Below are 20508 nucleotides of genomic sequence, written 5' to 3' on the forward strand. Positions count from 1 at the left end.
TCGTATCGTTCGCCTCATCTCGCTTCATCTCGCTTCATCGCGTCATCGCCGCCGTGTCGCTTCGCCGCCCAGCCGTCTGATGAGGTGGCTCGTTCAGGCTCGCTCGCCTCGAACGTGGTGTGTTACTCCGGAGGAGTGCGGACTTTCTTGATGAACGCGATGATGAGCACGGCGGTTGTCATCGGCGCGAGCAGCGCCGGCTGCGGAGATGACGTCGCTCCCGCGGCGGGGAGCCAGTCCGGGACAGGCGGGCTCGGCGGCGGCATCGGAAGCGGCGGCTCCGGCGGCAGCGGCCTCGACGGCGGAGCCTGCAAGGGAGCGTCTGCCTCGAGCGCGTCGGGGAATGCCGAGGCGTCGAGCTCGACCGGCGCCGGGGGCGGGGAGGCGGCCGCGGTCGACCGGTTCGGGATCGCGATGCTGCGGCCCACGCTGCCATCCGGCAAGGCGTGGTTCTCGACCTGGGACAACGGCGTCGCGCGCACGTTCACGGGGATCGACCCGGCCGACGCCTGGTTCGACGCCGACCACGGCGATGCGTCCTACGACACCGACGGCCAGGGTATCCTCGAGATCAGCGGCGACGTTCCGCGGATGTACGTGCACGATCCCGCGCTCGTCGACCCGTGGGGCGATGTCGAGGTGACCATGTATTTCCTTCGCGCCGCCGACGACGGGACGCCTTATGGAGGCCTCGTCGCCATGGCGCGCACAAACCACGGCACGATCGGCGACGAGGATGTCAACAGGTGCGACACGCGCGGGATCGCCGCCCGCATGCGGTACGACGGCAAGATCGATTTCGAGAAGGAGACGAGCCACCCCGCCTCGGTGGCCATCCTCGGAAAGACGTACTGGGAAGGCGGCATGCCGGAGCAGGTCTGGATCGGGTACAAGCAGCTCGTCTACGACCTGCCGAACGGCGATGTGAAGCAGGAGCTCTGGATCGACGAGACCGACGGCGCGAACGGCGGCGCCTGGGTGAAGATCCACGAGCACGTCGACAGGGGGACCGACTTTGGCGTGGGGGGCGAGCCCTGCGCGCCAGGCATCGATCCCGCGATGAGGCTCACGCGGGAGCCGACCCGACCGGGGTCGGAGACCGGCCAACCGAACATCAGCGTCTACTTCCGGAGCGACGGGGTAGGCCCCGATGGGCTCCTGTACAAGAAGGGCAGCATCCGGGAGATCGTGCCCTGACCGGCGCTCGCTTTCCGGGGCCAGCGCGGCGAGCGCGCGCGACGCCGGGATGGTTCGAACGGCCGCCCCGGTAGGGCTTTACGCACGCCGCGACTTCGCCGATCCTCGTGCAATGCACCTCCGCCTCGTCCCTGCTCTGGCTCTTGCCGTCGTGCTTCATGGCTCCGGGTGTTCCGACGTTGGCACCGACGATCCCGGCGGCCCTCAGGCCGGCTCCGGCGGCGGGGGCGCGGGCGGCGATGACGGGAGCGGTCCCGGCGAGATCGCCGGCGTCGGCGGGGGGAGCGGGCTCTTGACCGACGTGAGCGTCATCATCACCGCCGACAACGCGTATGGCTTCGGCTATGGGACCGGCGACAAGCTCCTGAATTACTTCGGCGGCATCGAGAACCTCCTCGCCGACGAGATCTTCTCGTGTCCTGTCGGCCATGGTCCCGAGTCGTACACGGTGCCCGCCCGGTCCGCGGATGCCGGGCATTACCTTTACATCGTCACCTACGCCGACATGCTCACGACGCAGGGCGTGATCGGCCAGTTCTTCCGCGAGGGCGCCGAGCCCGTCTTCACCGGCAACGGCGCGTGGGAGGTCTGCGCGACGGGCGAGGACTACGATCTCGGCTCGCGCGGGCCGACGCTGGAGACCATCAACCAGCACATCGCGCGCTGCAACAGCGGAGACCTGGATCCGCAGACGACGAGCGCCGGCTGGGTGGCGACGGAGGTGTCCGAGCGCGGCCATGTCGTGTTCGGCGAGGCGAACGACACCGCCCGTGAAGTCCCGCAGCCCGGCAACGAGTTCCCGATCGTCTGCGGCATCGACGAGGGGGCCCGGTGGATGTGGTACGAGTGGAACCCGAGCCGCGACACCGGCAGCCCGTTCCTGTGGCCCGGCGGCAGCAGCAACGTGATCAAGGATTTCCTTATCTTCCGGCTGGGCGCCGAGTTCATCCCCGAGCCGCCGCGCTGACGGGCAGCCCAGGCTCGCAGGCCAGGACAGGACTGGACCGCCAGCGAGAAGCTCGCCGCGCCCGTCTTCATCGTGGGCCTCAGGCTCTTCTACCTGGACCAGCTCTCGGCGGGGCAGCTCCCCCGCGCGGTGCAGATCGGCCTGTCCTACGTGCTGTTCAGCCGCGGCGTGCGCCACACGCCGGCCGTCGAGGCCTCGCTGTTGGTGCTCGTGGAGCCGGTGCGCAACCCGGTCTGGGCGCTGCTCTTCGTCGGGGAGCGCCCCGGGCTCTGGTCGATCGTTGGCGGCGCCGTCATCCTCGGCGCGACCGTCTGGCGGACGGCGCACGCCGCGCGCGCCGCGCCGCAGGCGCCGCCGCCGGGCTCACGGGCGTGAGCCCGGCGCCCGTCACTTCGCCTCGACCTTGACGTTGGCGTTCGCCTTGAAGCTCGCCTTGCCGCCGCCGCTGCCGCCGCCGTCTGCGTCGACGGGCGTCGTCGCCTTCAGATCGAACGACGGCGGCGTGTTGGGATCGCACTCCGGCGGCGGCCCGAACCCGTCGGCGTTGAACTTCCACGAGACCGACCCCGAGGCCGACGGATCCTTCCGGATCGCCTTGATCTCCACCTCGTGCTCCCCCGCGCGCGCCGGCGTGCAGTACGAGAACAGGTAGAAGCGCTTCATGTGCGCCTCGATCCTCGCGGCGATCTTGTCGAACGACTCCTTGACCCTGGCCTGGTCCGCCGCGAGCTCGGTCCCGTCGCGCCCGATCTCGTCGAGCCGCGCCTTCTCGATCTCGGCGCCGACGCCGACGACGAAGATCTGGTAGTTCGCGTAGTCTTCCTTGTCGAGCTCCTTGAGCATGTCCTCCCGGCTCACGCGGTTCGCGCGATCCGTGCCGTCGGAGAAGACGACGAGCGAGCCGAACTTGAGCGGACGCCGGTCCCTGTCGAGCTGCTTCTTCAGCTCGCGGATGCCCTCGACGACGCCGCCGTGCAGGTTCGTCGACGTGTCGCGCGGCTTGTAGGTCCGGAGCCCCTCGAGCCCGCCCTGCACCGAGCCCTGCGCCTCGGTGAACGGGACGACGGAGTGGATCTTTGCCTCGCCATCGAACGCGTAGACGCCGACCTTCTGGCTCTTGCCGACCCGGTCGCTGAACGACTGCGCGGCGTCGACGAGCGCGTCGGCCTGGCCCGACTCGGTGATGCTGCCGCTCATGTCGACGAGCAGCATCGTGTACATGACCGCCGCGACCTCGGGGTTCTGGATGGTCTGCTTGCTCTCGAACTTCGAGACGAGGTCGCCGTCCTCGTAGATCTCGAAGTCGTCGGCCGTCAGGCCCCCGACCGGCTCGTCTTCGCCGGCGTCGACGCTGAAGAACACCCAGACATTGTTCGGCTTCTTCTGGGCGGAGTTGATCCGGGTCACCCGCAGTCCGCCGCCGCAGGCCACGCTCGAGAGAGCGAACAGGGCGGCGAGCAGGATCCGGAACGCTGGAGAACAAAGGAGAATTTTCACGGCGGGGATTAGCGCGCATAGGGCGCCGCCGTGTCAATTCGCTGCGCGCAGGCACCCGGCCCGGCGGGGGCGCCGGACGGGCGCGGCTGGCCGGCGCCTCGCGCTCCCGGCGCCCGCGCCGGCTCGCGCCGGCTCGCGCCGGAAGGCCACCGCGCCGGTTTACACCGGGAAGGAGACCGCCGTACATAGGCCGCCGCGCCTCCGAGGAGCGCGCCGGGCGCCCTCGGTCAGCGGGTTGCTCAGCGAGTTGGTCCTACCCCGCGGATTTCCGTTACCCTGTCGCCGCATGGCACGCATCCTGATCGTCGAGGACTCGCCGGCAATGCGAGCGTACGTGCGCTCGACGCTCGAGGACTGCGTCCTCGGGCTCTCGGGCGACGTCGACATCGTGGAGGCGATGAACGGCTTCGACGCGCTCCGGCTCCTGCCGCGCGGCGCGTTCGACCTCGTGATCACCGACATCAACATGCCCGACATCAACGGGCTCGAGCTCATCCGCTTCGTCCGGCAGAGCGACCGCTACCGGCGCGTCGGCATCCTCATCATCTCGACGCAGGCGGCCGAGCGCGACATCCAGCGCGGGCTCCGCCTCGGCGCGGACCTCTTCCTGCCGAAGCCGTTCACGCCCGAGGCGCTGCGCGACGCCGTCGTCGCCTGCCTCGACGGGCGCGCCCGCGCGGCCGACACCGACGCGGCGGATCTCGCCGGCGACGCGCCGCCCGCGGGCCTCGCCGGCGACGACCGCTCCCCGCCGCCCGAGCGCGCCCCGGAGCCGGTGACCCGCACGAAGCAGCCCGGCTCCGACGAGGGAGGCGGCGGCTGATGGTCGACAGCGGCGATCGCGCGCGCGAGGAGTTCTTCTCGGAAGCGCAGGAGATCGTCGAGGGGCTCGGGCGCGACCTCCTCGCGCTCGACGAGGCGGTGCGGACCAACAAGGTCGACCCCGACGTCATCAACGACGTCTTCCGCGCCGTCCACACCCTGAAGGGGCTCGCCGGGCTCTTCGGCGCGACCCGGATGGCCACCCTGTCGCACGAGCTCGAGGAGCTGCTCGACAACCTGCGCCTCGGCCGCATCGAGATCAGCGCGTCGGTCCTCGACCTCCTGTTCCGCAGCGTCGAGCTCTACGGGCGCATCCTCCAGAACGAGAAGGACGGGCGCGACGCGCCGATGCCCGAGGTCGACGACCTCCTGCGCCAGCTCCACCAGGACGCCGGCCCGAGCGCCGCCGGCCTCCCGGACGACAACTACGATCTCGATCCGGGGCTGCTCTCCGTGCTCACCGAGTACGAGGAGCACCGGCTGCGCACGAACATCGCGAGCGGGATGACGCTGTTCCGCCTGCGCGTGCAGTTCCACCTCGCCACGATCGACCAGGCGCTCGACGACCTGAAGATCACCGCGAAGCCGTACGGCGAGATCATCACCTACCTGCCGACCGGCGCCGGCGCGGACCAGGACTCGATCGAGCTCGACATCCTCATGGCGTCGCGCTCGCCGCTCGACGAGCTCCAGCGCGCGCTGCACCAGGCCGGCGCCGCGGTCGAGGAGATCCCGCGGCGCAACAACAACGGGCACGGCCGCGTCGCGCCGCCGGGCATGCCGTCGATGTCGGCCGCGCTCCGCGGCGGCGCGCCCACGGGCGTGTCGCGCGCGGTCGACCTCACCGGCTCGATGGCCGCGAGCCCGCCGTCGAGCGCGCGCGGCGGCCGCAAGGGGGAGCTCAGCTCCATCCGCTCCGTCGCGCAGACGGTGCGCGTCGACATCCACAAGCTCGACCGGCTGATGAACATCGTCGGCGAGCTCGCCCTCGTCCGATCGGCGCTCGGCCGCCTCGTCGAGCGGCTCCGCGCGGCGCCCACCGAGCGCGAGCTGAGCCTCGACCTGCACCGGCTCCAGCGCACCTTCGACCGGCACCTCGCCGCCATGCAGGCGGGCATCCTCGAGGTCCGGATGGTCCCGCTCGGGCAGGTCTTCGACAAGCTCGCCCGCGTCGTCCGCCAGATCAGCCGCGACGCCGACAAGCTCGTGAACCTGGTCATCACGGGCGCGGAGACCGAGGTCGACAAGCTCATCGTCGAGGAGCTCAGCGATCCGCTCATGCACATGATGCGGAACGCCATCGACCACGGCATCGAGTCGAAGAGCCAGCGCGAGGCGGTGGGCAAGCCCGCGGTCGGCACGATCGCGCTGAACGCGTTCCAGAAGGGCAACCACGTCGTCATCGAGATCGAGGACGACGGCAAGGGCATCGACGTCGACAAGCTCCTCGACGCCGCCCTGCGCCGCGGCGTCATGACCCCGGAGGACGCGCGCACGACGAGCTACCGCGAGGTCCTGAACCTCATCTTCCAGCCGGGCATCTCGACGAAGACCGACGTGAGCGAGCTCTCGGGGCGGGGCGTCGGGATGGACGTCGTGAAGACGAACATCAGCAAGCTCGGCGGCGTCATCGACGTGCACAGCGAGCCCGGCATCGGCACCAAGATGACGGTGACGCTGCCGATCACGCTGGCGATCATCAGCGCGCTCATCGTCCGCGTCGCCGACCGGCTCTTCGCCATCCCGCTGACCAACGTGCAGGAGGCGGTCGCGCTCGACGAGTCCACCGTGCGCCAGATCGACGGCCGCGAGATGATCACGCTGCGCAACAGCACGCTCCAGCTCTGCTACCTGGCGCGGCTCTTCGGCCTGAACGAGGAGGAGGAGCTCAGCGCGCGCATCGCCGGGCTGCTCGGCGGCGCGCGCGGCGGCTCGGCGGCGCGGCCCGCGGTGGGCGGGCGGCGCGGCGGGGACGGCCGCGGGACGCTCGGATTGCAGGGCGGGAACAAGCGCAAGTACATCGTCGTCGCGTCGGTCGGCGCGCGCAGGCTGGGGCTCGTCGTGAGCACGCTCATCGGCCAGCAGGACGTCGTGATCAAGGCGCTCGGCCCGTCGCTCTCGTCGGTGCGCGGCTTCTCCGGCGCCACCGAGCTCGGCGACCAGCGCATCGCGCTCGTCCTCGACGCCCCCGCGCTCATCGAGGAGATCCTCCACGGCGGCGACCGGCAGCGCAACGACCCGCGGAGCACCCATGGCTAACCTCTCCCGAAGGCAAGCCCGCATCCCCGTCTCGAAGCGGAACCCGCGCGCCCAGGCGACCGGCCCGCGCACCGAGTACCTGGCGTTCACGCTCGCGGGCGACACCTACGCCGCGCCCGTCTCGCTCGTGCGCGAGATCCTGAAGCCGCCCCCGCTCACGCCGGTGCCGCGCGCGCCCGACTCGACGATGGGCATCGTCAGCGTCCGCGGGCAGCTCGTGACCGTCATCGATCTGCGGCGGCGGATGCGGCTGCACGAGGGCGCGCCGCAGCGCCGCGCGCGCATCCTGCTCGTCGACGCGGCGAACGGCGAGACGCTCGGCCTGTTCGTCGACGAGGTCCAGCAGGTCTACCGGCTCGCCGACTCGGAGATCGAGCACGCCGCGACGGCGCTCGGCGGCGACGTCGCGGGCTACATCGCCGGCATCGCCCGGCCCATGCACGGAGCGACCGCGTCGGACGGCGCCCAGGGCGAGGCGCAGCCGCGCGTCATCATCCTGCTCGACCTGCAGGCCATACTCGCGTCCTAAGGACGATTCGTCCGCGCCCGGCGGCTCGAGGAGCCCGGGCGCTCGGAGGCTCAGATGCCGTTGACTGGAGAGCGCAGCCGTCCCGACCCGCAGAAGAGCCTCGTCGGCTTTGTGGTCGGCGACGTGCACTACGCGATCGACATCACGCGGGTGCGAGAGATCGTGAACCCGCTGTCGGTGACCACGCTGCCGCACACGCCGCCCGAGGTCGCCGGCGTCGCGAACCACCGCGGCGAGGTGGTGCCCGTCATCGAGCTCCGCGTGCGCTTCGGGCTCCCCCCGGTCGAGCCGAGCCGCAGCACCAAGTGGATCCTCGTCGACGTCGGCACGCACACCGTGGGGCTGGTCGTCGACGCCGTGACGGAGGTCTTCGGGACGAGCGGCGACTACCGGCCGACGCCGCCGGTCGGCGGCAGCAGCGACCTGCGCGGCATCGTCGGCGTCACGACGCACGAGGAGCGGATGATCTTCGTGCTCGACGTCGGGCGCTTCATCGAGCTCGCGCTCGCGCTCGCCGCGTCGGGCGCGCTCCTGGAGGCCCCGTGAGCCGCGCGTTCGATGATCTCGGTCCGTACAGCGGCCCGCGCGTGAGCGACGCGGGCGCCTGGCCGACCGAGCCCGAGTCCATCTCGCCCAGCGTGCGCAGCACGCCGATGCCGATCTCGGCCATCGCCACCGCGCTCGCCGCGGACGACGCCGAGGAGCGCCGCCAGGCGGCCGCGCGGCTCGGCCGGGCGGACGTCGTCGAGGCGCTGCCGCTGCTCCTGCGCGCGCTCGGCGATCCCGACTGGCGCGTCCGCAAGGAGGCGACCTACGCCTGTCACCGGCTGATCCAGGCCTCGCCGCCCGCCGAAGGCGAGCGCCCGGCCGCGGCGCAGCGCGGCGCCGAGGGCGACCGCCCGGCCGCGGCCGAGCGCGGCGCCGAGGGCGACCGCCCGCCCGCCTCGCAGCTCCTCGTCGGCGCGCTCCTCGACGCGCTGCGGACCAGCGACGACGTGGGCCTCCGGAACGCGGCGATCGAGGTGCTCGGCTACTGCGGCAGCGACGCCACGCCGGCGCTCGTCGGCGCGCTCGCCGAGCTCGCGGGCGACGAGCGAAAGCTCGTCGTCGACGCGCTCGGCCGCACGCGCGACCCGGCGGCGCTCGACGCGCTCTACGCGACGCTCGCGGAGAAGGACGACAACCTGCGCCAGAGCGCGATCGAGGCGATCTCCGGGATGGGGCTCATCGCGCGCGAGCGGGTGACGGACATCCTCTACGAGCGGCTCGCCGACCGGGACCGCTTCGTGCGGTTGACCGCGCTGAACGGCCTCAACGCCCTCGAGGCGCCGGTGCCGTGGCGCGTGCTGTCGCCGCTCATCGGGGACCCGATCCTCCGCTCGGCGGCGCTCGTCGCCGCGGCGCTCGCGGAGAGCCCGGAGGCGCCCCGCGCGCTCTGCGGGGCGCTCGCGACGGCGCGCGGCGGCGCGTTCGCGCAGCTCGTGCGCGCGCTCGCGCGGCTCGCCGACGGGCCGCTCGCGTCGCACGTCGTGACGGCGCTCCGGGCGGCCCCGATCGAGGTGGGCACCCGCCTCGTGCAGGCCGCCGCCGCGCAGGGCCCCGGCGGCGGCGTAGAGCCCCCGTCGTGGCGCGGCCTCGGCGCCGATCCGGTGAGCGGGCGCGCGCAGGCGCTCGTGCTCGCGGCGATGGCGCGCGCGCCGGGCGCGGCCGACGCCGCCGTGCAGGCGATGATCGAGCCGGCGCTCGTCGAGACCGCGCAGCGCGCGCTCGGCCTGCTCGGCGAGGACGCGATGCCCGCGGTGCTCTCCTACCTCGAGCGCCACGTCGATCCCGACCCGGATCTCTGGGAGGGCCTCGACGACGCGACGGCCGCGCTCATCGACGGCGCGGTCGCGATCGCGGAGCAGCGCGGGCGCGAGGTCGATCCGGCGCGGCCGCGCGACGACGCGCCCGACGCGTCGCTGGGCGAGCTGCTCGGCGCGGTGCGGCGGTCGGTGAAGAGCCCCTCGACGCTCGTGGCGACGAGCGCGCTCTACGGCCTGGCGAAGATCGGGACCGCGGACGATTTCGAGCTCGCCGTGTCGCAGACGCGCGCGATCTCGCTGCCGGTCGCGCGCGCGGCGGAGTGCGCGCTCGCGGGGCTCACGGAGCGCTACCCCGAGGCGGCGCGCGCGCTCGCCCGGCAGCTCATGCAGGCGGAGCGGACGCACCTCGCGGCCGCGATCGTGATCGAGGCGCTCGGCTCGGCGGAGCCGGAGGAGCTCGCGTTCCTGAGGAGCGTCGCGTCGGCCGGCGACGTGCGCGCGCGGCGCGCGGCGGTGACGGCGGTGGCCGCGGCGGCGGGCGCCTCCGCGCTCGACGTGCTGAGCCTCTCCTTGGCCGACGAGGAGCGGGAGGTCCGGCTCGCGGCGGCGCGCGCGCTGGGCCGCCTGTACGCGTCGCTCTCGGACGCGGGGCCCGCCGGCGACGAGCGCGCCCGCGCCCGCGAGCTGCTCGGGCTCGTGCGCGCCTCGGGCGAGCCCGAGCTCGTCGCGGCCGCCGCGCAGGGCGGCGCCCCGTTCCGCTCGGATCCCCCGTGGGCCGAGGCGGGGGATCGGCTGAGCGCGCCCGTCTCGATCGAGATCGGCGAGGGCGCTGTGTCCACTCCGGGGATGTCCGGCGGGCCGCCGTCGGGGAAGGTGCCGTGAACCGGCGGCGGGACGACGAGATCCGCCTCTTGCCCGACGAGTTCCAGAGGCTGCGGGACCTGTTCAACAAGCACTGCGGGCTCCAGTTCGGGCCCGAGGCGCGGACGTCCATGGAGCGCCGGCTCCGCGAGCGGGTCGTCGTGCTCGGCCTCGCGTCGTTCGCGCAGTACCACGAGTACCTGCGCTTCCACAGCCGCGGGCGCGCCGAGCTCGACGAGGCGCTCGAGCTGATCACGGTCAACGAGACGTACTTCTTCCGCGAGGACTACCAGCTCCGCGCGCTGATGACCGAGATCGTGCCGATGATCGTGAAGGCCGGCGGCGCCAAGGGCCGGCTGTCGATCTGGAGCGCCGGCTGTTCCACGGGCGAGGAGGTCTACTCCATCGCGATCGCCGCGCGGGAGGCGGGCGCCACCGATCGCCGCGAGGTCCGCGTCTTCGGCAGCGACATCTCGCGCCGCTGCGTGGTGGCCGCGCGCAAGGGGGTGTACGGCGCCTCGTCGTTCCGCGTGACGCCTCCCGAGCTCAAGCGGCGCTACTTCACGGAGCGGCCGGACGGGTTCCACGTCGTGGACGAGCTGCGGTCGCTCTGCCAGTTCGGGCACCTGAACCTGCTCGACTCGTCGCGCGCGGCGGTGGTCGGGCGCGTGGACGTCATCTTCTGCCGCAACGTCCTCATCTACCTGGACGAGGAGTCGCGGCGCCGGGTGATCGACATCTTCTACGAGCGCCTCTCGCCGGGCGGGTTCCTCCTGCTCGGCCACTCCGAGTCGCTGCTGAACGTCACGACCGCGTTCGAGATCGTGCACTTGCGGGAGGATCTCGTGTACCGCAAGCCCGCGGCCACGCTGCGCCTCGGGCTCACGCAGGGCTCGCCGGAGCGGGGGGGGAGCGGGGAGGAGGGCGGATGAGGCGCAGAGGAAGTCGATGCGGTACGGGCGACCGGTGGTCCCATGGCGCTCCGGGTGGGCTAGAATGAACCTCCGGCGGAAGGTTTTGCGCTCATGACATTCGCTCCCCTGCGCGTGCTCGTCGTGGACGACTCCGCGTACAACCGGCGCAACATCGCCGAGATCTTGAGCGGAAGCGACGAGATCGAGGTCGTGGGCAAGGCCGGTGACGGCGACGACGCGCTCCGCCAGGCCGCGCAGCTCCGGCCGGACGCGATCACGCTGGACCTCGAGATGCCGCGCATGGACGGCTTCACGTTCCTGCGCATCCTGATGGCGCGGCAGCCCACGCCGGTGATCATCGTCTCGAGCTACAGCCACAAGGAGAACGTCTTCAAGGCGCTCGAGCTGGGCGCCGTCGACTTCGTGGCGAAGCCGGACCGGCAGTTCACGGCGGACGCGCAGATCCGGCGGGAGATCATCCAGAAGGTCCTGCTCGTGCGCTACCTCCGCCCGCGGTCGCCGATGCCCGCGGCCGCGGCGCCGGCGCGCGCGTCGCAGCCCACGGCTCAGCGCGCGGGGCAGGAGCCCTCGCGGCTCGGCGTCTCGCTGCGCCACCTCGTGGCGGTCGGCTCGTCGACGGGCGGGCCCACGGCGCTCCTGGAGATCTTCAACCGGATCCCGGATCGCTTCCCCGGCGCGATCCTCATCGCGCAGCACATGCCGGACAAGTTCACGCGCACGTTCGCGGAGCGGCTCGATCGCAAGGGCGGGCTCCGCGTGGTGGAGGCGCAGAACGGCGACCAGGTGGTGGCGCGCAAGGCCTACGTGTGCCCGGGCCGCATGTGCATGGAGATCGCCGTGACGCCGGGGAGCGGCGTCGGCCTGAGCGGCGACATCCGGATCCGGGTGGGCGCGCCTGCGCCCGGCGATCGTTACGTGCCGAGCGCGGACCGCCTGTTCCGGAGCGTGGCGCAGGTGGGCGGCAGCCGCGCGGTGGGCATCATCCTGACGGGGATGGGCGACGACGGCGTGAACGGCGCGCGCGCGATCCGCGCGGCCGGCGGCACGGTGGTGGCCGAGAGCGAGGACTCCGCGGTGGTGTACGGCATGCCCGGCGCCGCGGTGCGGGCGGGGGTCGTGAACGAGAGCCTGCCCTTCACGGCGATCGGCGACTTCATCGCGCTGCTCTCGTAGCGGACGCGGCGGTTCCTCCGGCAGCCCCGAGAGAAGAAAACCACAGAGGGCACAGAGGGCACAGAGGGAAGAGAGATTTCTGCCCCTCTCCGATCGGAGCCCGCCTTGCGATCGGAGCCCTCCACGCTCTCTTTCTCTCTGCTCTCTCTTCCCTCTGTGCCCTCTGTGCCTCTGTGGTTCAAATCTCTTCCTTCATCACACACGCCGTTCCTGTGTGCTCCAGCCCCCTGAACCGTTGGCACTGCAACGGTTCCCGGCTGGCTGCCAAAGTTGACCCCCCGGGCGCATCGTGAGACAGGTCGGTCCCTGACATGCGGATCCGATGCGCCGCACGCAGGCTTGTCTGTCTTGGCTGGATGGCCGCCCTCCTGGGCGTCGCGTTCGACGGCCTCGCCGCGCCCGACAAGGCCGCGGCCGAGCCGGCGAAGGTCGAGGCGAAGAAGGACGGGGCGGCCGACGGCAAGGCGGAGAAGCCTGCGCCGGCCAGGCCGGCGGCGCGCGCCGCGGGGGCGTCGAGCGGCAAGGGCGGCGCGAAGCGCGTGGCCGCCAAGGCGCCGGCGAAGCCCGCGGCGCGGTCGAAGCCGGGCAAGAAGGGCGCGACGAAGATCACGCGCAAGCCGGGGGAGCCCGGCGCGCCTGACGAGGCGGCGCGGCGGATCATCACGGGCAGCGCGGCGCCGGCGGGGGCGAGCGTCGCCGAGTCGCCCGAGCTCCGCACGATGCGCGAGATCGACAAGGCGCTCTTCCCCGGCGCCGCGCCGACCGCCGGCCCGGCGTGGCCTGTCGACGGCACGCTCGTGCTCGGCGCGGGCGAGCCGCGCCTCGAGGCCTCCGGCCTGCCGCCCTCGGGCCTGCCCGTCGCGCCGGTGCAGGTCGAGGAGGCGCGCGACATCTCCTGGCTGCGGCAGCTCGAGCTGCCCGACATCCCGGTGCGCTGGGACGGCCGGGTCGTTCGCTACCTCGAGTACTACAAGGACGACCCGCGCGGCCGCTCCGCCGTGGCCATCTGGATGAAGAAGAGCGGCCGCTACGGCGCGGCGATCCGCCGCGTCCTGCGCGAGCAGGGGCTCCCGGAGGACCTGCTCTGGCTGTCGCTCGTCGAGAGCGGCTTCGATCCGACGATCCACTCGCCGGCCGGCGCCGCGGGCCTCTGGCAGTTCATGCCCGAGGGCGCGCGCATCTACGGCCTCACGGTCGACCGGTGGGTCGACGAGCGCCTCGATCCGGAGCGCTCCACGCTCGCGGCGGCGCGGTACCTCTCGGATCTGCGCAAGCGCTTCGGCGGCTGGGAGCTCGCGTTCGCGGCCTACAACATGGGCTACGGCGGGCTGCTCGCGTCGATCCGGAAGTACAACACGAACGACTTCTGGGAGCTGTCGCGGCTCGAGGCGGGGATGCCGCTCGAGACGGCGCTCTACGTGCCGAAGATCGTCGCGATCGCGATCGTGGCGCGCAACCCGAAGGTGTTCGGCTGCGACGAGATCGAGCTCGATCCGGCGGTGACGTTCGACAAGATCTCGCTCGGCTCCGGGGTGTCGCTGCAGTCGGTGGCGGCCGCGGTGGGGGCGGCGGCGCCGGAGATCGAGGCGCTGAACCCGCAGCTCGTGGCGAAGCGCACGCCGCCCTTGCCGATGGACGCGAAGGAGCAGGCGCGCTGGGAGATCCGGGTGCCGGCGGGCGCCGGGGCGCGCGCGGCGAAGACGATGCCGAAGCTGCTCGAGCGCGAGCCGAAGCTGGAGCGGTACCTCGTGCGCTGGGGCGAGTCGCTCGACGACATCGCGATGTTCCGGGGCACGACGCGGTGGGCGCTGCAGTCGCTGAACGGCCTGCGGTCCGGCGAGCCGGTGCGGCCCGGGACGCTGCTGTTCGTCCCGGCGGCGGAGGGCGTCGGCGCGGCGGCGGCGGAGCACCTGCTCGCGAACGGCGCGCCGCTGTCCTCGGAGGCGAAGCCGGTCGTCGTGGTCCCGGCGCAGCGCTTCTCGTACGAGCGTCGCCGGCGCGTGTTCTACCGGGTGGTCGCGGGCGACACGCTCCGGGATCTCGCGGCGATGATGTCGGTCACGCCGGACGAGATCTGCCGCTGGAACACGCTCGCGCCCGGGGCGTCGCTCCACGAGGGCATGACGCTCCAGCTCTTCGTGCCGAAGTCGCAGCGCCACGACGGGGTCTTCCTGCTCGACGAGGCCGACGCGCGGGTGATGGAGGTCGGCTCGGAGGAGTTCTTCGCGCACTTCGAGGGGCTGAAGGGCCGCAAGCGCATCGAGATCGCTGTGCGCGAGGGCGACACGTTCAGCAAGCTCGCGACCCGCTACGGTCTGAGCGTTGGCAGCCTGGAGCGGATCAACCAGCGCTCGCGGCGGAGCGTGCTGATGCCTGGCGACCGGCTGGTCGTGTACGTGCCGACGTCGCATCCGGGCGATCCGCCGCCGGTGGAGCCGCGCGAAGACGAGGTCCGCGTCGCGTCGGCCGAGGTCGCGGGCGCGGTGGACGACGGCGACAAGGCGGCCGCCGCCGTGCAGGTGAAGGCGGCGACGGCCGCCGAGCCGGCGAAGCCGGCGGCGGCGATGTCCGGGGCCGCAGCGCGCGCGGGCGAGACGAAGCCGGCGAAGGCCGAGGCGGGCGCGGGCGAGACGAAGCCGGCGAAGGCCGAGGCGAGCGCTGGCGAGACGAAGCCGGCGAAGGCCGAGGCGGGCGCAGGCGAGGCGAAGCCGGCGAAGGCCGAGGCGGGCGCTGGCGAGGCGAAGCCGGCGAAGGCCGAGGCATCGAAGGCCGAGGCGGGCGCGGGCGAGACGAAGCTGGCGAAGGCCGGGGCGGGCGCAGGCGAGACGAAGCCGGCGAAGGCCGAGGCGGGCGCGGGCGAGACGAAGCCGGCGAAGGCCGAGGCGGGCGCAGGCGAGACGAAGCCGGCGAAAGCCGAGGCGGGGGCAGGCGAGACGAAGCCGGCGAAAGCCGAGGCGTCGAAGGCCGAGGCGGGGGCAGGCGAGACGAAGCCGGCGAAGGCCGAGGGGGGCGCAGGCGAGACGAAGCCGTCGAAGGCCGAGGCGTCGAAGGCCGAGGCGAAGGCCGAGGCGGGGGCAGGCGAGACGAAGCCGGCGAAGGCCGAGGGGGCGAAGGCCGAGGCGGGCGCGGGGGAGAAGCCCGGCGGCGCCGGTGCGGCGGCGGGCTCGGGCGAGCGGGCCGGCGCGGCAGCGGAGGAGAAGAAGGCCGCTGGGGGCGAGAAGAAGCCGACGACCGGCGCTGCGGACGAGAAGAACCCGGCGGGGCGCCCCAGGGCCGCGCAGGACAAGGAGAAGCCCGCGACCGGCGGCGGCACCGCGCTCTGAGTCGAGTCGCCCGGCGGCCGCGCCGAGGCGAGCTCGTCTGTCGAGGGAGCGCGATGAACCCCGCCGCTATCGGGAATCGCCAGGGAGCGCCGTCAGGTCTCGTCGCGCCCGTGGACGCTGGCCGGCGGGCTTGTCGCCTCGACCGCGGTGAACGGTTCGATGATCTTGTAAGAGTGCGATGCGCCTTTGGGCACCGTCCAGGAGTCGCCTGGCTCGAGGCGCACCATCTGCCCCTCGATGTGCAGCTCGGCTCGCCCCTCGATCACGAACCCCACCGTCTCGTAAGCGCGTGTGGTCGCCTGTTTCTCCTCGCCGGGCGGCTCGCGCTCCCAGAGTCGCATCGAGACCTGGATTCCGGAGGCCAGGTACTTCTGTCCCATCTGCCCTCTCGGCGAGCGGCCGGAGGAGACCTTCATGACGGTTGTGTCGCCCATGTGCGCCTCGCTTTCGTCCTCGATCGATTCGCCCGGTCGCTCGGCCGGTGTGGCCAGTGTGGCCAGTGTGGCGGCAGTGGCAGGAGCGCGGGCGCGATCGTGGGTGCGCCCCTGGCGGGCGCGGATCGGGCTTCTCCCGCTTTCCTGGTCCGTCTTTGCTCGTCGGTCTTTCGTTGCAGAGAACGTATCCCGCCGGTCCGAACTGCTGTAGGATGGATCTCACTGGAGGCGCGTCCCTTGGACCTGGGCTTTGGATGTGACGTCGCGCGGGAGCGCGCGCAGGAGGGGTCGCAGGGGGCGGGCGCAGGGCGGTGGATGCACGGCGGGCGCGGCCCTGCGATCCGAGCGGCGCTGAGCACCGCGCCCGTCCAGGCGCGCTCGGCGAGGGCGAGGCGCGCAGCGCTCCCGGGAAGTCTCTGATGTCATCGCCGAAGAGTCCGACGCTGCTCTCAGCCGGCGTGCTGATCGACAGGAAGTACCGGCTCGTGCGCCAGATCGGCGAGGGGGCCATGGGCGTCGTCTGGTCGGCGGTGAACGTGGCGACCGCGCGCGAGGTGGCGCTGAAGCTGATTCACCGCCCCGAGGCCGAGTTCCGGCTGCGGCTGCAGCGCGAGGCGCGCAACTGCGGGGCGCTGCGGCACCGGAACGTCATCGACATCTACGACATGGGGGAGACGGAGGCCGGCGAGCCGTTCCTCGTGATGCAGCTCCTCACGGGCGAGACGGTGGCCGAGCTGCTCGCGCGGCGGCGCAAGCTCGACCCGGCCGTGGCGGCGTCGATCGGGCGCGACGTGGCGCGGGGCCTCGCGGCGGCGCACGCGATGCACGTCATTCACCGCGACCTGAAGCCGGCGAATATCTTCCTGCACCGCGAGCCGGACGTGGACGAGCCGGTGGTGAAGGTGCTCGACTTCGGCGTCGCGAAGAACCTCTCGGTCAACGACGGCCTTCACACGGTGCAGGGCGGCGCGGTCGGGTCGCCGCTCTACATGAGCCCGGAGCAGGTGCGGGCCGAGCCGAACGTCGATCACCGGGCGGACATCTGGGCGCTCGGCGTCGTGCTGTTCGAGATGCTGACCGGCATGCGCCCGTTCCAGGGGGACGCGCAGTCGGTGTTCATGGGGATCCTGACGGGCGAGATCCCCACCGTGTCCCGGTACCTGCGGCGGGTGGATCAGGGGCTCGTCGATCTGATCGCCCGCTGCATGCGGCGCGAGCGATCGGAGCGGATCGGCTCGGCGGCGGAGGTCGCGGCGCTGCTCGATCGTTATGCGGGGCGCGGCGTGGGCGTCGACGCGGCGCTGCGGCAGACGGGCGATGGGCAGCAGCCGTCGCCGGCCGCCGGCGGCCCGGGGTCGCAGCCCGGCTCGGTGAGCGCGGGCGCGAGCCTCGCGACGCCGGCGTCGATCGCGGATCCGATCTCGGTGAGCGCGGGCGCGCTGCCGCTGGCGCTGCTCGGCGGAGGGCCGCGCGCGCCGGTGCCGGTCCAGGAGCTGCCGGGCGCGGGCGGGCTGCCGTCGCTGAGCGCGGGGCAGGTGGCCGCGGCGCAAGCGGGCGCGGGGCACGCCGGTGCGGTCCAGGCGGCACCGCAGCGCCCGGGGAGCTCGGCGCAGATCGTGGCGCCGGCGTCTGCGGGGCGAGCCCCGTGGGACGACGACATGCCGACCTTGCCGATCACGCGCGGGGGCGCAGAGGCGGCCGTGGCCGCGAGGCAGCGCATGGGGTCGGGGCAGCATCCGGCGGCGGGACCTGGCGCGGCTGCGCTGATGACGCCGCTGCCTTCGGCGGTTGGAGCTGCAGCGCCCGGGCTGGCGCATCCCGGGCTGGCGCACCCCGGGCCGGCGCAGGCGGGCGCGGCGCAGCCGGCGCCGGGGGTGAGCCCGGAGCGCGGGTGGGGCAGCACGATCCGCATGTCCGCGCCGTCGATCCCGGAGCGAATGCCGGCGGCGGGCGCCGGCGGCCCCGCCGTCGCGCCGGGCGCTGGAGGTCACCTCGCGCCAGGCGCTGGAGGTCACGTCGCGCCGTCGGGCGCGATCGCGGAGTCGACGGTGAAGCTCGGGGCGGAGGCGGGCGCCGGCGTCTCGGACTCGCGGCCGGGCGCGACCACGGCGACGGGCGCGGGCATGGCGGAGAGCGCGTCGTTGCATCCGGGGAGCTCGTCGACGACGCCTCTCATCTCGAACCATCCGTCGGTCCATCAGACCGGAGCGCACAGGGCGCAGGACATCCAGGACGCCGCCCCGCACGGCGGCGATCCGAGGCGCAGGAAGACGGCCGCGACGCTGGCGATCGCGGCTGCCGCCGTGTCGCTGATCCTCGTCGGGATGCTCATCGCGATGAGGTCGGGCGGTCCGTCGCACGCCTCGCCGGAGGAGCCTGGCAACGTGGCGCCGCCGGTGAGCAGCGCCGGCGGCGACACCGGGGCCGCGCCGGAGCGCGGCGGATCGCCCCCGCCGAACGAGGAGCCTCCGGCGCGACGCGAGGATGCGCCGCCGGCGTCCGCGTCGCCCGAGGTGCCGCCGGCGCCGAGCGCCGTTCCGGTGCCCAGCGCAGCGCCGAGCGGCAGCGCGGGCGCAGCGCCGAGCGACGGCGCGGGTGTGGCGCCGAGCGACGGTGCGGGTGCGGCGCCGAGCGGCGGCGCCGGTGTGGCGCCGAGCGCCGCTCCGGTGAAGAGCGCAGGGCCGAGCGGCGGCGCGGTTGTGACGTCGGGGACGGCGAGCAGCGCGAAGCCGATCAGGGCATCACAGCCGGCGAAGCCGCCGGCAACGGCCTCGTGCGCTCATCTGAGGTTCCTTGAGCGCAAACAGTGCGAGGCGAAGCTCAAGAAGTAGGTTGATCTCTCGCCGGTTCGACCGGGCCGCACGTGTCGTGCGCCACGATCGCGGGCCCAGCGTCGCCGTCTCGTCCCTGGCTTCACACCCACCCTTTCCGCGGGCCGGGCCCACCGAGCCTTTACTTGACGGTGCGCTCCCTCACCTGCGACAATTCTCCCCAAGCGCCCTCGATCTGCCACTGCAGCCGTCCTCAAGCGAGCTCACCCCATGCAGTCTCCCTCGCCTCCTGCCGCGCCGCCGCCAGGTGCGCTCGTTTGCGGCAAATACCGCCTTCTGCGCCGGATCGGCGAGGGGGCGATGGGCGTCGTCTGGGCGGCGCACAACGAGGCCACGTCGCGCGAGGTGGCGCTCAAGCTGCTCGTGCGCCCTGACCCGGAGCTCCGCGCCCGGCTCCTGCGGGAGGCGCGCGCCTGCGGCGCCGTGAGCCACCGGAACATCGTCGATATCTACGATGCCGACGAGACCGAGAACGGCTATCCGTTCCTTGTCATGCCGCTGCTCTCGGGCGAGACGCTCTCGTCGTTGCTCAAGCGCAAGCGCAAGCTGGAGGTCCCCGAGGCCTCGCGGATCGCCCGGGACATCGCGCGCGGCCTCTCCGTCGCGCACGAGCGCGGCATCATCCACAGGGATCTGAAGCCGTCCAACATCTTTCTCCACACCGAGCCTGGCGAGAGCAATTACGTCGTCAAGATACTCGACTTCGGCGTGAGCAAGTTCCTCACCGGTCCTCAGCAGATGCGCACCGCGACAGGCATCCTCATCGGCTCGCCTGCGTACATGAGCCCGGAGCAGGTGCGGGCGCAGAGCGATATCGACACGCGCGCGGACCTCTGGGCGCTCGGCGTCGTGATGTTCGAGATGCTCACGAGCAGGCGGCCGATCCAGGGCAAGGCGCACGAGCTCCTGAGGAACGTGCTGCAGGGCGACATCCCGACGGTGTCGCAGTTCGTCTGGCAGATCGATCCCGGCCTCGACGCGCTCGTGACGCAGTGTCTCCAGCGCGATCGCGACCGGAGGCCGCGCTCTGCGGCCGAGGTCGCGGCGGCGCTCGAGTCGTTCGTCACGCCGTCGGCGCCCCCGCGCGTCGCCTCGTCGCCCGGGTCGTCGCCGGATCTGCGGCACGAGGCGCCGCAGCCTCTCGGGCGAGGGGCGTGGGGCGCGGCCGCGTCTGGACCTGCGCCGGCGACGACGACGCCGCTCCCCGCCTCGATGGCCCATCTGCAGGGCCCGCAGGCGCACGGGAGCACGCCCGGGTCACCGCCGCGCGGGGCGTCGCCGGTGCCCGCGCATGGCGCGGCGGGCCAGGCGCACCCGGGGGGCGGTGGCGTGGCGGTCCAGGCGCACCCGGGGGGCGGTGGCGCGGCGGTCCAGGCGCACCCGGGGGGCGGTGGCGTGGCGGTCCAGGCGCACCCGGGGGGCGGTGGCGCGGCGGGCCAGGCGCACCGGAGGGCGATGTCGAGCAATCCCCTGCTGGGGGAGCACGGGACGATCAAGCTCACCCCGGGTCAGGCGGCCGTCCATCATCGGGCGGCGCAGGCGTCGTCTCCGGCGGTTCCGAACGCGCAGGCGCCCGCGCCGAGGCGGGCGTCGTTCGGTGACACCGCGCCGCTCGACCCGCACCCTCCGCCTCCCCCGAAGCGCTCGGCTCCTGAGCCTGCCCGGTCGCCTCTCGTGTGGATCGCGGTGGCGGTGCTCGCGGCGGCGCTCCTCGTGGGGATCGGCATGGCCGCCGGGTACCTCCTGCTGCGCGCCGACGTGGAGAGCCCGGGGGGGCGCAGCAGCGGGCGTGCTACCTTCGGTGGCGTCCTTCCGTTGGCGATAGGTAACGAGACCTCGCGCGCCGCCGTGCCGCGCCTCGAACAACCCTGCTGA

The 20508-nt window shown here is 73.0% G+C and carries 15 protein-coding genes; 13 read left to right on the top strand and 2 right to left on the bottom strand.

Annotation, left to right across the window (positions count from 1 at the left end; all coding sequences use genetic code 11):
• The first annotated feature begins 135 nt into the window (after positions 1 to 135).
• The 3 genes from WMF24_RS08290 to WMF24_RS08300 all read left to right on the top strand — a co-directional run bounded on the left by WMF24_RS08290 (position 136) and on the right by WMF24_RS08300 (position 2539).
• Complete coding sequence (locus WMF24_RS08290; protein WP_437735829.1) at positions 136 to 1197, top strand: hypothetical protein; 1062 nt, start codon at positions 136 to 138, stop codon at positions 1195 to 1197.
• Positions 1198 to 1348: 151 nt separating this feature from the next.
• Positions 1349 to 2164 (top strand): hypothetical protein, encoded by an 816-nt coding sequence (locus WMF24_RS08295; protein WP_437735830.1) that lies wholly within the window; start codon positions 1349 to 1351, stop codon positions 2162 to 2164.
• Between the two features lie 72 nt (positions 2165 to 2236).
• Complete coding sequence (locus WMF24_RS08300; protein ID WP_437735831.1) at positions 2237 to 2539, top strand: EamA family transporter; 303 nt, start codon at positions 2237 to 2239, stop codon at positions 2537 to 2539.
• 12 nt (positions 2540 to 2551) lie between these two features.
• Here WMF24_RS08300 and WMF24_RS08305 read toward each other — a convergent pair whose 3' ends face one another.
• Positions 2552 to 3661: a VWA domain-containing protein gene (locus WMF24_RS08305; RefSeq protein WP_437735832.1), complete on the bottom strand. Its 1110-nt coding sequence runs from the start codon at positions 3659 to 3661 to the stop codon at positions 2552 to 2554.
• 286 nt (positions 3662 to 3947) lie between these two features.
• Here WMF24_RS08305 and WMF24_RS08310 point away from each other — a divergent pair, with 286 nt between their 5' ends.
• From WMF24_RS08310 to WMF24_RS08345, 8 genes are all read left to right on the top strand, one after another.
• Positions 3948 to 4484, top strand: a complete 537-nt coding sequence (locus tag WMF24_RS08310) for a response regulator (RefSeq protein ID WP_437735833.1) — start codon at positions 3948 to 3950, stop codon at positions 4482 to 4484.
• Positions 4484 to 6742, top strand: coding sequence for a chemotaxis protein CheA (locus tag WMF24_RS08315; RefSeq protein WP_437735834.1), 2259 nt, complete (start codon positions 4484 to 4486; stop codon positions 6740 to 6742). Before WMF24_RS08310 ends, WMF24_RS08315 begins: the two co-directional genes overlap by 1 nt.
• A complete protein-coding gene (locus WMF24_RS08320; protein WP_437735835.1) occupies positions 6735 to 7271 on the top strand; it encodes a chemotaxis protein CheW in 537 nt (178 codons plus the stop codon). Before WMF24_RS08315 ends, WMF24_RS08320 begins: the two co-directional genes overlap by 8 nt.
• A gap of 54 nt (positions 7272 to 7325) precedes the next feature.
• On the top strand, positions 7326 to 7817 hold the full coding sequence (locus WMF24_RS08325; RefSeq protein WP_061618813.1) for a chemotaxis protein CheW: 492 nt from the start codon (positions 7326 to 7328) through the stop codon (positions 7815 to 7817).
• Positions 7814 to 9958: a HEAT repeat domain-containing protein gene (locus tag WMF24_RS08330; protein ID WP_437735836.1), complete on the top strand. Its 2145-nt coding sequence runs from the start codon at positions 7814 to 7816 to the stop codon at positions 9956 to 9958. Before WMF24_RS08325 ends, WMF24_RS08330 begins: the two co-directional genes overlap by 4 nt.
• Positions 9955 to 10869, top strand: a complete 915-nt coding sequence (locus WMF24_RS08335; RefSeq protein ID WP_437735837.1) for a CheR family methyltransferase — start codon at positions 9955 to 9957, stop codon at positions 10867 to 10869. The genes WMF24_RS08330 and WMF24_RS08335 overlap by 4 nt, the downstream gene beginning before the upstream one ends.
• 93 nt (positions 10870 to 10962) lie before the next feature.
• Complete coding sequence (gene cheB, locus WMF24_RS08340) at positions 10963 to 12045, top strand: chemotaxis-specific protein-glutamate methyltransferase CheB (RefSeq protein ID WP_437735838.1); 1083 nt, start codon at positions 10963 to 10965, stop codon at positions 12043 to 12045.
• A 356-nt stretch (positions 12046 to 12401) separates the two neighbouring features.
• A complete protein-coding gene (locus WMF24_RS08345; RefSeq protein WP_437735839.1) occupies positions 12402 to 15368 on the top strand; it encodes a LysM peptidoglycan-binding domain-containing protein in 2967 nt (988 codons plus the stop codon).
• A 92-nt stretch (positions 15369 to 15460) separates the two neighbouring features.
• Here the strand turns inward: WMF24_RS08345 and WMF24_RS08350 are convergent, their stop codons facing one another.
• Positions 15461 to 15802, bottom strand: coding sequence for a cupin domain-containing protein (locus tag WMF24_RS08350; protein WP_437735840.1), 342 nt, complete (start codon positions 15800 to 15802; stop codon positions 15461 to 15463).
• A 419-nt stretch (positions 15803 to 16221) separates the two neighbouring features.
• Here WMF24_RS08350 and WMF24_RS08355 point away from each other — a divergent pair, with 419 nt between their 5' ends.
• A complete protein-coding gene (locus WMF24_RS08355) occupies positions 16222 to 18633 on the top strand; it encodes a protein kinase domain-containing protein (protein ID WP_437735841.1) in 2412 nt (803 codons plus the stop codon).
• A gap of 210 nt (positions 18634 to 18843) precedes the next feature.
• Positions 18844 to 20508: a protein kinase domain-containing protein gene (locus tag WMF24_RS08360; RefSeq protein WP_437735842.1), complete on the top strand. Its 1665-nt coding sequence runs from the start codon at positions 18844 to 18846 to the stop codon at positions 20506 to 20508.

It is taken from the genome of Sorangium sp. So ce1335 (genome assembly GCF_051521615.1).
Lineage (GTDB): Bacteria > Myxococcota_A > Polyangia > Polyangiales > Polyangiaceae > Sorangium.